At 65.1% G+C, this 12,702-nt stretch carries 13 protein-coding genes; 6 read left to right on the top strand and 7 right to left on the bottom strand.

Going from position 1 to position 12,702, the window contains the following annotated elements:
* Positions 1-120: 120 nt before the first annotated feature.
* The 3 genes from RSPPHO_RS14820 to RSPPHO_RS14810 form a co-directional block, all read right to left on the bottom strand.
* Entirely contained in the window at positions 121-465 is a 345-nt protein-coding gene (locus RSPPHO_RS14820; protein WP_051013924.1) for a chorismate mutase, read from the bottom strand.
* Between the two features lie 232 nt (positions 466-697).
* Positions 698-2,059, bottom strand: a complete 1,362-nt coding sequence (locus RSPPHO_RS14815) for a glutamate--cysteine ligase (protein ID WP_014416028.1) — start codon at positions 2,057-2,059, stop codon at positions 698-700.
* 15 nt (positions 2,060-2,074) lie between these two features.
* The gene (locus RSPPHO_RS14810) at positions 2,075-2,848 is read right to left on the bottom strand and encodes a 16S rRNA (uracil(1498)-N(3))-methyltransferase (RefSeq protein WP_014416027.1); all 774 of its coding nucleotides are present in this window, start codon (positions 2,846-2,848) and stop codon (positions 2,075-2,077) included.
* 174 nt (positions 2,849-3,022) lie between these two features.
* Between RSPPHO_RS14810 and ubiA the strand changes: the two genes are divergently transcribed.
* The gene (gene ubiA, locus RSPPHO_RS14805) at positions 3,023-3,937 is read left to right on the top strand and encodes a 4-hydroxybenzoate octaprenyltransferase (protein WP_014416026.1); all 915 of its coding nucleotides are present in this window, start codon (positions 3,023-3,025) and stop codon (positions 3,935-3,937) included.
* A complete protein-coding gene (locus RSPPHO_RS14800; RefSeq protein WP_157879265.1) occupies positions 3,934-4,593 on the top strand; it encodes a class I SAM-dependent methyltransferase in 660 nt (219 codons plus the stop codon). Before ubiA ends, RSPPHO_RS14800 begins: the two co-directional genes overlap by 4 nt.
* Before the next feature lie 52 nt (positions 4,594-4,645).
* Here the strand turns inward: RSPPHO_RS14800 and RSPPHO_RS14795 are convergent, their stop codons facing one another.
* The 4 genes from RSPPHO_RS14795 to RSPPHO_RS21295 all read right to left on the bottom strand — a co-directional run bounded on the left by RSPPHO_RS14795 (position 4,646) and on the right by RSPPHO_RS21295 (position 9,030).
* Positions 4,646-5,338 (bottom strand): response regulator transcription factor, encoded by a 693-nt coding sequence (locus RSPPHO_RS14795; protein WP_014416024.1) that lies wholly within the window; start codon positions 5,336-5,338, stop codon positions 4,646-4,648.
* A 155-nt stretch (positions 5,339-5,493) separates the two neighbouring features.
* Complete coding sequence (locus RSPPHO_RS14790) at positions 5,494-6,534, bottom strand: BMP family ABC transporter substrate-binding protein (protein ID WP_041795728.1); 1,041 nt, start codon at positions 6,532-6,534, stop codon at positions 5,494-5,496.
* A complete protein-coding gene (locus tag RSPPHO_RS21300; RefSeq protein ID WP_242390711.1) occupies positions 6,534-7,802 on the bottom strand; it encodes a putative bifunctional diguanylate cyclase/phosphodiesterase in 1,269 nt (422 codons plus the stop codon). Before RSPPHO_RS21300 ends, RSPPHO_RS14790 begins: the two co-directional genes overlap by 1 nt.
* Positions 7,708-9,030, bottom strand: coding sequence for a hypothetical protein (locus RSPPHO_RS21295; RefSeq protein ID WP_014416021.1), 1,323 nt, complete (start codon positions 9,028-9,030; stop codon positions 7,708-7,710). Before RSPPHO_RS21295 ends, RSPPHO_RS21300 begins: the two co-directional genes overlap by 95 nt.
* A gap of 393 nt (positions 9,031-9,423) precedes the next feature.
* Here RSPPHO_RS21295 and nifA point away from each other — a divergent pair, with 393 nt between their 5' ends.
* The 4 genes from nifA to RSPPHO_RS19360 all read left to right on the top strand — a co-directional run bounded on the left by nifA (position 9,424) and on the right by RSPPHO_RS19360 (position 12,699).
* The gene (nifA, locus tag RSPPHO_RS14775; protein ID WP_041795724.1) at positions 9,424-11,127 is read left to right on the top strand and encodes a nif-specific transcriptional activator NifA; all 1,704 of its coding nucleotides are present in this window, start codon (positions 9,424-9,426) and stop codon (positions 11,125-11,127) included.
* 209 nt (positions 11,128-11,336) lie between these two features.
* A complete protein-coding gene (locus RSPPHO_RS14770) occupies positions 11,337-11,960 on the top strand; it encodes a hypothetical protein (RefSeq protein ID WP_014416019.1) in 624 nt (207 codons plus the stop codon).
* A gap of 165 nt (positions 11,961-12,125) precedes the next feature.
* The gene (locus RSPPHO_RS14765) at positions 12,126-12,578 is read left to right on the top strand and encodes an SCP2 sterol-binding domain-containing protein (RefSeq protein ID WP_051013923.1); all 453 of its coding nucleotides are present in this window, start codon (positions 12,126-12,128) and stop codon (positions 12,576-12,578) included.
* Complete coding sequence (locus tag RSPPHO_RS19360; protein WP_014416018.1) at positions 12,544-12,699, top strand: DNA gyrase inhibitor YacG; 156 nt, start codon at positions 12,544-12,546, stop codon at positions 12,697-12,699. The genes RSPPHO_RS14765 and RSPPHO_RS19360 overlap by 35 nt, the downstream gene beginning before the upstream one ends.
* Positions 12,700-12,702 lie beyond the last annotated feature (3 nt).

Genomic DNA, 12,702 nt, shown 5'->3' with positions numbered 1-12,702 from the left:
ACATGAAGGGGACGCGAATCGGATCACCGGGACCCAGACCCGCAACCAAACGGATCAAATCCCTCGGGCTTTTGCGCCAAAACGATGGTGCATTCTGACATAGAACGAACACAAACCCAATCATCTTCCGCTGGGGCGAGCTTCCCGACGGTCGAAGTGCCATGCTTCCCAGTCGATGGAAATCGCCATCAAGGAACGCCAGATCTGTTCTATCGTATCGGCATCGGCCCCGATCGCCATGGCGCATTCCCGCACTTTGGCCACAACCTCCTCGATGCGCCAGGGAACGACCACATCGGCGCGGGTCGGCTTGTGGCGGGCAGCCTGGGCGACATAGGCCAGCCGTTCGGCGATCAGGGGCACCAACAGTCGGTCCAGACGGTCAATCTCGGCACGGACCTCGTCCATCGTGGCGCACGGCCGCGACGCCACCACGGGACGGATTTGGGGGCTTCCCTCACTCATGCCAACGTCCTCCATCGGGGGGGTTTGGAAAAACGAAGCGGCAAGACACCATGACGGGGTCCTGCCGGTCTAGCGTTTCATTGCTTTTGAAGCAGAAAATCCGCAATATCGTTTCTTTGGCGTTCCAAAAACCCCAAACACCCTGGCAGAATCGACCGACTTTTGCATCGTCAAGGGACCGTGGGGTCTGGGGAGGCCCGCCTCCCCAGCCTTCTCTTTGCGAGCCCCCGCCCTAGTAGGCGCACTCGACAAACACCGGGTCGATGTCGCCATTCCAGCGGCTATGCCAGCTTTCGAGCAAGTCCTCGGCCTGGGTGCGGCCCGACTCGGCAATAATCCACAAGGCATCCAGGAAGCCGGTTTCGTCACGCCCCTTGGAATTCAGGCGGGCGCGGGCCCGCAAGCCAGCCTCGGCAATTTCCAGAATGCGCAGGGCCAGAGTTTGCAAGGTGCCACCGCGCCAGGGCGTCTTCAGAGCCAAACGCGGCACCTGATCACGCAAGAGAGCATGCTCCTCGGGGGTCCAGTCGCGCACCAAATCCCACGCCGCGTCCAGACTGTTGCTGTCGTAGAGCAAACCAACCCACAGAGCCGGCAAGGCACACAGCCGGTTCCAGGGACCGCCGTCGGCGCCGCGCATCTCGAGATAGCGCTTGAGCCGCACCTCGGGGAAGGCGGTGGTCAGGTGGTCGGCCCAATCGTCGAGGGTCGGCATCTCGCCCGGCAGCGCCGGCAACCGGCCTTCCAGAAAATCGCGGAAGGACTGACCGGCGGCGTCGATGTACCGGCCCTCGCGGTAGACAAAATACATGGGCACATCAAGCATGTAATCGATGTAGCGCTCGAAGCCCATGCCCTCTTCAAAGACAAACGGCAAAATCCCCGTGCGGGCCGGATCCGTGTCGGTCCAAATGTGGCTGCGCATCGACAAATAGCCCGAGGGCTTGCCCTCGACAAACGGGCTGTTGGCGAACAAGGCCGTGACCACCGGCTGCAAGGCCAGCGACACCCGGAACTTCTTCACCATGTCCGCTTCGGACATAAAGTCCAAGTTGGCCTGGACCGTGCAGGTCCGCACCATCATGTCGAGACCCAGCGACCCCACCCGGGGCATGTGGTTGCGCATGATGCGATAGCGGCCCTTGGGCATCCAGGGGATGTCCTCGCGCTTCCACTTGGGGTTAAAGCCCATGCCCAGGAACCCCACGCCCATTTCGCTGGCCACCGCCTTGACGCGGCGGTGATGGTCGGTGACCTCGGCGCAGGTTTCGTGCAAGGTTTCAAGGAGGGCGCCCGACAGTTCCACCTGCCCGCCCGGCTCCAAGGTGACGGATCCTTTCTCGGGACAGGTCAGGGCGATCAGCGCCTCGCCCTCATAGACCGGCTTCCAGCCAAAGCGGGTCAACCCCTCCAGCAAGGCGCGGATGCCGCGCTCGCCCTCGTAGGGCAAGGGGCGGCCATCGTTGATGGTAAAGGCAAATTTCTCGTGCTCGGTTCCCACCCGCCATTGGTCGGAGGGGCGACAGCCACTTTCCAGGTAAGCAAGCATCGCCTCGCGGGTGAGCGGGGCGCGGGAAGCGGAGGGTGTTGGCATGCGCGCACGTCCGGTTCAAAAGGAGGCCAGAGGGGCGGGCGACAGCGGCCCCCAATCCCCGGCAACGGCCTGCCACACGGCAAGCACGGCGGCCGCGGCGGTCTCGGCGCGCAAGATGCGCGGCCCCAGATCTACCGTACAAGAAGCGAGCTGGGCCGCGCCGTCAAGATCCCTGTCGTCGAGCCCTCCCTCGGGTCCGACCAAAAAGGCCACAGGCTGGCCCCGCAAGGCCTCGAACGCCGCCCGAGCCTCCACTCCCTGGCGCCGTTCGCCCAGGATGCACAGGTGTCGCCCCGCCGGCCACTGCGCCAACACCTCGGGCAAAGGCCGCGCCGCCTCCACCTCGGGCACATCCAGGCGCTCGCACTGTTCGGCCGCCTCCACCGCCTGGGCGCGCAGGCGATCCACGCGCACCGTCTGGGTCTGGGTGCGCCGCGTCATCACGGGACACAAGCGCCCGACCCCCAGTTCCACCGCTTTTTCCACCACAAAGTCGGTGGCATCTTTCTTGAGCGGGGCAAACAACAGCCAAGGACCGCCGCCGCCGCTTTGCGGGCGGGTCTGCACCTCGGGCCGTAACCAGCCGCCCGAGCCCCGGGCGACCTCCAGATAAGCCAGCCACTCGCCATCGCGCCCATTGAACACCACCACCGGCGCCCCCTCGTTCAGGCGCAACACCGAGCGCAGGTAATGCGCCTGGGCCATGGTCAACACCATGGGCTCGCCCGCGCTCAGGCTGGCCTCACTATAAAGACGCGGCGGCGGCCGCCGCGACGGCTTTTCCGACATAAACGATGCTCCTTCGGGGATTCTTCCAGGGGCATCGGGGAAAGGAGKGGTCTGGGGAGGCCGTGCCTCCCCGGCCTTCTCTGTTCTTTGTCACGCCATCCCTTCCCCGATGCCCCTGGGGATGCTTCCAGCGGACCTTGATCGGGCCTCGCCTTCCTTCTACTGTAAGCCCCCATGATGATCCGCGAAACACTCATTGGCGACATGCCCCAGGACGGCTGGATCGGCCGTGCCCCGGCCTCTGCGCGCCCTTATTTGCGCTTGATGCGCCTTGACCGGCCCATCGGCACTTGGCTTCTCCTCTTCCCCTGCTGGTGGAGCCAAGCCCTGGCGGCCGACCCCTGGCCCCATCTGGGCATGATGGTCCTCTTTGCCATTGGCGCCGTGGTGATGCGCGGGGCCGGATGCACCTATAACGACATCGTCGATCGGGATTTCGACGCCAAGGTGGAGCGCACCGCCCAGCGCCCCATCCCCTCGGGCCAAGTCACCCGGCGTCAAGCCGCGTGGTTCTTGCTGGCCCAGTTGCTGGTCGGCTTTGCCGTGCTGCTGTGCTTCAACACCTTCGCCATCTGGCTGGGCGTGGCCTCGCTGGTCCTCGTCTTCACCTACCCCTTCATGAAGCGCTTCACCTACTGGCCGCAGGCGTGGTTGGGGCTGACCTTCACCTATGGCGCCCTGATGGGCTGGGCCGGCGAACGCGCCGACCTGGGCTGGCCGGCGATTTTGCTGTATGTCGCCTGCTTCTTCTGGACCTTGCATTACGACACCATCTACGCCCACCAGGACCGCGAGGACGATCTCATCGTCGGCGTCAAGTCCTCGGCCCTGGCCTTGGGCGCGCGGACCAAGCCGGCGCTGGCCGGGTTCTCCCTGATCATGATCGTCCTGATCGGCATCGCCGGCGCCCTGGCGGGGCTCGGTCCCTTGTTCTGGCCCCTGCTGCTGGCCGCCCTTGGGCATCTGATGTGGCAGCTCTGGGCGCTTGACATCAACAACAGCGACGTTTGCCTTGCCCTGTTCAAGAGCAATCGCTTCGTCGGCTGGATCTTGCTCGCGGCTTTCGTCGCTGGGCAGGTGTCGCGGTGAGTGTTCCCCTCGGGCGCTGGCGGGACTTCATCAAGACCCACGCGGCGCCCACCGCGCCGCCCTTGCTCCCGGCTCTCCCCTTGTGGCTGGCCACTGCGGTGACCCCCTTGTGGGAGGCAACCGAGACCTTCTTGGAGCAAGAAGGCCTGGATCCTCCGTATTGGGCCTTTTGCTGGCCCGGCGGCCAAGCGCTGGCCCGCTATGTTCTGGATCATCCCGAGTGCGTGCGCGACTTGCGCGTTCTCGACTTCGCGGCTGGTAGCGGGGTTTGCGCCTTGGCCGCCCTGCACGCCGGAGCCCGCAGCGCCGAGGCCGCCGACATTGACGCGTGCGCCCGGGCCGCCATTGGCCTGAATGCCGAGTTGAACGGCCTCACCCCAACCGTGCTGGAAGGTAACGTTGTGGGGGCCCTGGACCGCGGCTGGGACGTGGTTCTCGCTGGGGATATCTGCTACGAGCGCCCGATGACCGACAGGGTCCTACCCTGGCTGCGCCACTTGGCCGGACGTGGCACCCGGGTGTTGCTGGGCGATCCTGGCCGGGCCTACTTGCCCACCCACGGCCTCGCTCCCTTAGGCCGCTACGAGGTGCCGTGCAGCCTGGACCTCGAGGATCGAGCCCTGCGCTCCACCGGCATTTTGGCTTTGCTGCCGTAGCTTTGTCTGAAAGAGGAAGGCTGGGGAGGCTCGCCTCCCCAGGCCCCTCGTTTTATCCGCCGGTGGTATCGAGGCCGTGGGCCAGCAAGACAGCCTGGGTGCGGTTGTCCGCATCAAGGGTTTTGAGGATGCTGGTCACGTGGGTTTTAACGGTGGACAAGTTGAGGCCGAGACGGCTGGCGATTTCCATGTTGGAAAGGCCTTGGCCCATGAGATCCAGGACCTCGCGCTGACGGCGGGTCAACGCGGCCAAGCGCGGATCCTCGGCGTCGGGGGTCTCGGGGGGGAATAGGCCGGAGATGCCGCTTTCCAAACGCCACGCGCCGTTTTCCGGTTTGCCGGTTTCCAGGCCGCTAACCTGGGCCGGGACGTACGTGCCGCCATGCGCCACCAGCTTCAGCAAGGTTCCGATGAGGGCATCGTCGGTGGATTTGGGGATAAAGGCGCGCACCCCTTGCCGCAGCACGGCCCGCATGTCGTTGACGGCCTCGATCATGGAGAACACGGCGACCGGGGCGGGCATGGCGGCGGTGACGATGCGCCGGATCTGCGGCAGGCCCTGAAAGCCGGGCATATGGAGATCCATGACGATCATGTCGAGGGCGGGATCGGGCCGGGCGACCCGTTCTTCCAGGGCGTCATAGCCGCGCACCTCCTCGAACGAGACCGACGGCTCGACGTCCTGCAAAWTGAGCTTCAAGGCGTTGCGGATGATGGAGTGATCGTCGGCCAGGAGAACGTGCATGATGGCACCGCTAGTTCAAAACTTCAGGGGGATTCTCAACCGGACCGCTCTCTGTGCCCCAGGGCACGCCGAGTCAGCTTTGCTTATGAAAAGGGATGGAGGACAAGCTGGCAACAAAATTCGTACCGTTCGAGGCGAAATCGACCAAAAGGTCTCTATCCCTCGCCTTTTTCGGGAGAAGTAAGGCGTCCGGCAATCAAGTCTTCCCGTGCCTTCAAGACTTGCTCCCAACGATCGTCGGAAATCAGCGAGCGATTATGACCGTCAAGCGCGAGGGCCACCCCGTCTTCCTTGAGACCGAGCGAGCGAACCCCGGGCGACCACGTCTCGTCCACCAAGGCATTGATGGTGAGGGCAACGGCGATATCCACCCGCTTGACCATGCTGGTCAGCATGGTACCCGGGTGGAGAAAGTTCTGGTTGGCGTCCACCCCAATCGCCAGCACCCCCTGGTCGGCGGCGGCCTGATACACCCCGAACCCGGAGCGCCCGGCAGCGGCGAACACCACGTCGGCCCCCTGGGCGATCAGGCGCTCGGCGGCGAGAAGCCCCTTGAAGGGGGTATGGTAGGCTTCACTGGTGGTGCCCAGCCAAGCGTCCTTGACCGCCACAGAGGGAAGGGCGTAACGCGCCCCAGCCCGATGCCCGGCGCGAAAACGCTCGATCACCGGCGTGGCCACGGCGCCGACGAAGCCCAGAACCCCGGAACGACTGGTCTGGGCGGCGAGCAGACCGGCCAGAAAGGCGCCTTCGTGTTCGCGAAACACCAGGGACTGAAAGCGGGGATGATCGACCACGGCGTCGATCACGCTAAAGCGGGCGTCGCGACTGAGCCCGGCGGCTTCCTGGGCGGCGAAATGCAGGCCGTACCCCACGGTGATCACGAGGTCCGCGTCGGCGGCGGCCTGGAGGATCATGGAGGCTTCCTCGCCGGGACCGACCGGCTCGAACTCCCGCACAATCAGGTCATGGCGCTCGCGAGCGGCCTCCAGGCCGGAAAAGGCCAACTGATTGAAGCCTTTATCAAACTTGCCCGCCTCGGAGCGGCCATAGACGATGGCCACCCGCCAGCGCCGGGTGGTTTGGGAGCGCGAGCGCGACGAGGAGATATCGGCCCAAGCGCCTCGAACGCCCGCCAAGCCCCCCGCCACCCCAACGCCGGCCATTGCGGCCAGCAGGCGCCGCCGGCTCACCATCACACGTTCTCCCGGATCAGCCAGGGCTGCTGAAGCGCCAGGGCCTTGAAGGCCTCGGCTTCCAGCGGCTTGGCAAAGTGGTATCCTTGGCCGTAATCGCAGCCCTCCGAGCGCAGGTAAGCCAAATGCTCGGCGGTTTCAATGCCCTCGGCCACCACATCCAGGCCGAAGTCATGGGCCACCCCGATGATAGCCCGGCACAAACGGGCATTTTCCGGCTTGGTGGTGATCTCGCGCACAAAGGATTGATCGATCTTGAGGGCGCTCACGGGCAGGCGCTTCAGGTAACTGAGCGCCGAGTAGCCCGTCCCGAAATCGTCGATGGACAGAGCCACCCCCATCTCGCGCAAGCCCTCGAACTGCTGGCGAGCCCGCTCCTCGTCGTGAACAAAGACCCCCTCGGTGATCTCGACTTCCAGGGCCTCGGGCGGCAAATTGGTCTCGACCAGCACGGCGGCGACCATGGCCGCGACATCCTGGCTGAACACCTGCACCGGCGACATATTGATCGACACCCGCAAGTCGGTCAGGCCCTCGGCCCGCCACACCTGCATCTGACGGCAGCACTCACGCAGAACCCACTCGCCGAGCGGAATGATCAGGCCCGAGCTTTCGGCCACGGGGATGAAGGTGTCGGGACTGATGCGGCCGTGGCGCGGATGATCCCAGCGCACCAGGGCTTCCATGCCGACCAGACGCCCGGAGCGCAACGCCACCTTGGGCTGATACAATAAATGAAGATCCCCACACTCAATGCCGGCGCGCAGATCCTGGCGCACGCGGGCCGCCGCTTCCATGTCCTCGGCCATGGCCAGTTCGAAGCGCCGAATGGGGTGGCCCGGATCGTCTTTAGCCCGTTGGACCGCCAACTCGGCGCAGCGCTCCAAGGACACAAGGTCCTGAGCGTCCTCTGGCCAGCACGCAAAGCCAATGCACGGATGCAGATCCACCGAGCCATGCCCCACCATCACCGGTAAGGACAAGGCATCGCGAATGTCCTCGCAGGTTTTCCAGGCCGCTTCGGTGTCAAGATCGTCCACAGTCAGCAAGGCAAAGTCATCGGCCCCCAGGCGCGCGGCGATGTCCTCGCCGCTCACGATCAGCCGCAAGCGGGTTGCCACCTCAGTGAGCAGGCTGTCCCCGGTGTGATAGCCAAACGTTTGATTGACATCCTTAAAACGCCGCAGATTGACCCGGTACAAAAACGCCGTGCGTCCCGTATTGGCCAAAAGACGACTGGCGGCTTGGTGGAAGCCGTGGCGGTTCAGTAGGTGAGTCAGCGGATCGTTGCTGGCCAGATAGTCGATCCGGGCCATGGCATCGCGAAACACAGACAAGGAGTGGGCCATGCCCGAGATTTCGTCGTCGCCGGTTAGCGGGATCGGGGTGTTGAGATGCCCCCCCGGCGATCCGCCGCATGCTGGCGGAGAGCCGGTTCAAGCGCCCCACAATGCCGCGCCCGACATAGAGCCACGCCACCAGGACCGCCACCAGCAAGCCGGCCGAGCCGGCCAACCCGATCAAGGTGCGCGACAGGCGCGATTGCCGCTCGGCGGTGGCCCGGTCGGCATCCACGCTGGCCTTGATCCCGGCCAACATGCCCTGCACCCGGGCATTGAACTGGGTGGACAAGGTGCGCACCCGCTCGAACTGGCTGTTGGCCACGTCGGCGGCCTTGAGAGCCAGGGCCCGTTCGTCGGCGAGCGCGTCGGGGCCGGTGACCAAGGGGGCTAGGCGCTGGGCAAAGGAGGCGGCGGCCAGCCGGGTGGGCCCGGGGGAGAGACCAACCAAAGACGCGTCCAGATGGGCCATGGTGGCCTTGGCCTGCTCCGCGAGGCTCGCGACCCGCAGCGGATCGCTATTGAGCATGGCCTCGTTGAGCATCGAGGTGATTTCGTTGGCCGTGACCAGGAACCCGATCTCGTCGGCGGTGAGGCCGCCCCGCCCGGTGAGAAGGTGGCGGTAGTCCTGTTGCAGCAAGGCCAAGCGGGCCGACTCGAGGGCGACCACCCGCTGGGCCTCCTGGTGGGCCTCCAGGGATGACAAGATAAGCTGCAAGGTGGCACTGATCCGCCCGGACAACTCGGAAAAACCGGCCAGCCACGTTTCCGCCTCGGGCAGGGTGGAGACCACACGCACGGCGTCGTGCAGGCGGCTTTCCGCAAGGGAAACCTCGCGCCAACGATCGGCCAGGGAGCTGGCATCGTTGCCCAACAAGGCATTGGGCAAGGCAGTCAGCAAACCGTTGGACTCCTCCGCCAGCCGGGCGATGGCCAGAATGCCGGGCAGCCGGTTCTGAGTGATGACGGCGAGCGTGGTGGTCGCTTGACCATAGCTATTAAACGCGATCAAAGCCACGGCCGCCGAGAGGGCGGCAATGGTTAAAAACGCACTCCACAGGCGCGCTCCGATGCCGAAGTGCAGGCGCCCCCCTTGCTCCTGCGCTGGATCGGGAACGACCGCCGCTTTCGCATCCACCTCAGAACTCATCCGCATGCTTTCAAACCGTCCAGACCCCGCCGAGACGGCGACGTCCTGCGGCCACCCTTCTTGACAGGGGGTTGGACTCCTCCCCCTCCCGGAGAGGGAGGAGCCACGTCAGGCGCTTAGGGTAGCGCGCCCGCTTCCACTGTGCCACCCCGTTCATGACAAAAGGCAGAGCAATCGCAGGGGACATCCCGGGAAAGAGAGGGGTCTGGGGCGCCCCCATCTCCCGAGCCCGTCTCTTTTTCTTCCCCCTGAGATCTGCCCTCCCCCCCCGAATGTCCCCCAGGACGTTGGTTGTGGTTGCACGACGCAAGAAACCCGTTACTCTTGAAGAACGCTGACCCACGGGTCCGCCCGCGCGGCGGCCCGGCGTCACCGAGGCGGACTAAGGAGTCGCCAGTCATGCCCGACACATCCCATGGCGGTCACACGCCGCGTCCCTCCTCTCAGGGCGGCGCCGATGGCTCTCTTGCGCTGATTACAATGTACGAAATCAGCAAGATCCTCGGCTCGACCCTCAATCTGGAGCGCTCGCTCCGGGATGTTCTCAACATCCTGTCGTCTTATCTTCAAATGCGCCGCGGCGTTGTTACGTTGTCAGACGACGCCGGCCTCCTGGAGGTGGTGGCGGTGACCGGCATGTCGCTGACCGGCGCCCGCGAGGGCGAGGCCTGCTTCCCCCTAGAAGCGATGGCCGAGGTCACCGGCACCGCTATGCCCTTGATCATTTACGACATGGCCGGGGATCCCCGCTTCACCAAGTACGCCGCCCAGGCCTACACGGTGGAAGACGACATCCAGTCGCTTATCGCCGTCCCCATCAAAACCACCACCCGCCCCTTTGGCACCTTGTCAATCGAACGGCATCGCGACGGCACCACCCGCTTTCAGTTTGAGCACGACGTGCGCTTTCTTACCATGGTCACCAATCTGATCGGCCAGACGGTGGCCCTAGAGCGCAAGGTGGCGGCCGATCGCGACCGGCTCTTTCTGGAAAAAGCCCGGCTGGAAAAAGCCCTGCCCCGCCCGGAAAAACCCCTGACTGGCAAGGTGTTGGAAAACGTGGTGGGCCGCTCGCAGGCGATCTTGCGGGTCTCGGCCCAGGTGCGACAGGTGGCGCCGTCGCGGGCGACCGTTTTGCTGCGCGGTGAAAGCGGTACCGGCAAGGAACTGATCGCCCGGGCCATCCATTACCTCTCGCCGCGCGCCGACAAACCCTTCATCAAGGTCAATTGCGCGGCGCTGCCGGAAAATCTCCTGGAATCCGAACTGTTTGGCCATGAAAAGGGCTCGTTCACCGGCGCAACCAGCGAGCGCAAGGGGCGCTTCGAACTAGCCCACGGCGGCACCTTGTTCCTGGATGAAATTGGCGAAATCACCCCCCACTTTCAGGCCAAGTTGCTCCGCGTTCTCCAAGAAGGCGAGTTCGAGCGGGTGGGCGGCAACCGAACCTTGAGTGTCGATGTCCGGCTGGTCACCGCCACCAACAAGGATCTGGAAGACGCGGTGGTCAAAGGCGAGTTCCGCGCTGACTTGTATTACCGCATTAACGTGGTCCCGATCTTTTTGCCCGCCCTGCGCGAACGACGCGAGGATGTTCCCTTGTTGGCCCAGTTTTTTCTGGACAAATACAATGAGGAGAACGCGCGATCCTTGCGGTTTTCCGAGGCGGCGCTCGATGTGATGGGGCATTGCAGCTTCCCCGGCAACGTCCGCGAACTCGAGAACTGCGTCTACCGGGCCGCCACCTTGGCCCAGCAAGACGTGATCCAGGACTTTGGCCTCTCGTGTCGGCATGACCAGTGCCTGTCGGCGACCTTGTGGAAGCGGCGCGGCACCGGCAAGGCCATCGGCGGACTCGCCCACGCTCCGGTCACCGAGGCTGATGCCCCCGATCCCGAGCCCTCCGACCACGGCTGGGACTTCCCGGACCCCACCCCGCCGCCCTCCTGCGACGAAGCCGAGCCCGAAGAGCGGGCCCGCCTGATCGCCGCCATGGAAAAAGCCGGCTGGGTCCAGGCCAAAGCCGCCCGCCTGCTCGGCATGACCCCCCGCCAGATCGGCTACGCCCTGAAAAAACACGACATCCCTCTCAAGCGGTTGTAAGACCCCATGCGGCTAACGGGGGGGGGCTGCCGCGCGTCACCGAGGCAAGCCCTCCCCCTCCCGTGTTATTGAGACAAACGCCCGAACAGCCGACGACTTCTTTCCTCTTGCTGTTTACCTGTTCTCAAAGCTTGCCCGTCACAGTGAGGCCATCCGCCGCCGGAGACGTGCGCCGGCGCGGGACCTGAGGAAGCAAAAGGACGGGTCCCATGACCACAAAACTCGCCCCCCCCACCCAAGCCCCGATCCGCTCGGTTGAGGGTGCGGCGTTGCCGCCCGTCCCCACGACGTTTCGGGACTATTTTATCCCGGGGCAGATGCCCAGCTTCCTGGAAGCAACCCTGGATGACCTTTTGGAAGAGCATGGCAGCCGGGCGGTGTCGGCCCGGGTCCTCGACGAGGGGCAGGTGGTCTTCGCGCCGCTGGACGGCCCGCTGGGGTTGGATGTGGAACTGGCCCTGGACCGCCTGACCACAGAGATGGCCCAAGTCCGGGCCCAAGGCCTCACCTTGTCCGACGCCTTGGCCCAAGCGCCGCGGCGCTCCTTAAGCGAACCCACGGCAGCCCGGCTCGATGTGGTCTTTGCCTGTATGGAGCGCATTCTGGCGCATTTCGGGGATGGCATGTTGACCGGCTCGGCCTACCGGGAACTGGAAGCCCTGATGACCGAGGCTGAAGCGCTGCTGGGGGAACCGCAGACCCGCGCCCGTCCCGGCTCCGACGCGGCCCAGTGGCGCGAGACGTTGACGCTCCTTGGCCGGCAGGTTCTGGCCCGCCTGCCCGACATCGACCCCAGAGCGGGGGAGGGAGAACTGGTGTCAGGGGAACGATAAAGGGAAGGCTGGGGAGGCGGGGCCTCCCCAGACCCCTCCTTTCCGGGGGCATGCCCCAGACGCCTCTTGCGCCGGGAGGACGAGCGTGCTTTTAACCTGGATCAATGCCACGGCCTCATGCGGCCGCTAGTTTCCCCCCTTCGCGAGACCTCGGAGGACGACCCGATGACCGACGCGTCCGGTCTGACACCCTTGATGATTGCGGGCCAGTTGGCGCGCCCGCTGCCCTTGTCCGTGATGCGGGCGATCACCGCGCCCGTGTTCCGCCGTTGGGTTCGCGCCTGGGGAGGCCCGCTGTCGGGACGCCTGGAAGGCTTGACCGGCTGCTTGTCGATCCGCCCCGTAGGCTGGCCCGTGTGCGTGGATATCGCCGTAGGCGGCCCGAACGGGCTCGACGTCTTCTTGGAGCGGCCCGACCACAGCTTGGCCACCGCCATTGTCTCGGCGGCCCCGGAAGTGCTGCTCGACCTGATGGCCGCCGAGGACGGCCCCGATGGCGATGGTGCTTTTTTCTCCCGGGCCCTGCGCATTGAAGGCGACATGGTCGAGGATAACGAGGTTCCTCCTCCCGTGCGGGTGAAAGGTGGCGGCCTGCCCGATTTGTGGCGGCCGTGTTGAACCCCGCTACCGTCCTTTTTGTTCGCGGGCCTGTGCCGACCGCGACCTTGCCCACTGGCTGACCGGGGCCTATCGTATCCCCACCCAAGAGCCGGCCGACTCCGACGACGTGGAGTCTTGAGAG

This window comes from Pararhodospirillum photometricum DSM 122, assembly GCF_000284415.1.
In the GTDB taxonomy this organism is placed as follows: domain Bacteria; phylum Pseudomonadota; class Alphaproteobacteria; order Rhodospirillales; family Rhodospirillaceae; genus Pararhodospirillum; species Pararhodospirillum photometricum.
Note: the sequence above shows the minus strand (reverse complement) of the source record. Positions and strands in the feature narration are given on the sequence as shown.

Bases quoted from the DNA above. Each gene is read 5' to 3' on its own strand.
- RSPPHO_RS14820 (WP_051013924.1), bottom strand. From the start codon at position 465: ATGAGTGAGGGAAGCCCCCAAATCCGTCCCGTGGTGGCGTCGCGGCCG.
- RSPPHO_RS14815 (WP_014416028.1), bottom strand. From the start codon at position 2,059: ATGCCAACACCCTCCGCTTCCCGCGCCCCGCTCACCCGCGAGGCGATG.
- RSPPHO_RS14810 (WP_014416027.1), bottom strand. From the start codon at position 2,848: ATGTCGGAAAAGCCGTCGCGGCGGCCGCCGCCGCGTCTTTATAGTGAG.
- ubiA (WP_014416026.1), top strand. From the start codon at position 3,023: ATGATGATCCGCGAAACACTCATTGGCGACATGCCCCAGGACGGCTGG.
- RSPPHO_RS14790 (WP_041795728.1), bottom strand. From the start codon at position 6,534: ATGGTGAGCCGGCGGCGCCTGCTGGCCGCAATGGCCGGCGTTGGGGTG.
- RSPPHO_RS21295 (WP_014416021.1), bottom strand. From the start codon at position 9,030: ATGCGGATGAGTTCTGAGGTGGATGCGAAAGCGGCGGTCGTTCCCGAT.
- nifA (WP_041795724.1), top strand. From the start codon at position 9,424: ATGCCCGACACATCCCATGGCGGTCACACGCCGCGTCCCTCCTCTCAG.
- RSPPHO_RS14770 (WP_014416019.1), top strand. From the start codon at position 11,337: ATGACCACAAAACTCGCCCCCCCCACCCAAGCCCCGATCCGCTCGGTT.
- RSPPHO_RS14765 (WP_051013923.1), top strand. From the start codon at position 12,126: ATGACCGACGCGTCCGGTCTGACACCCTTGATGATTGCGGGCCAGTTG.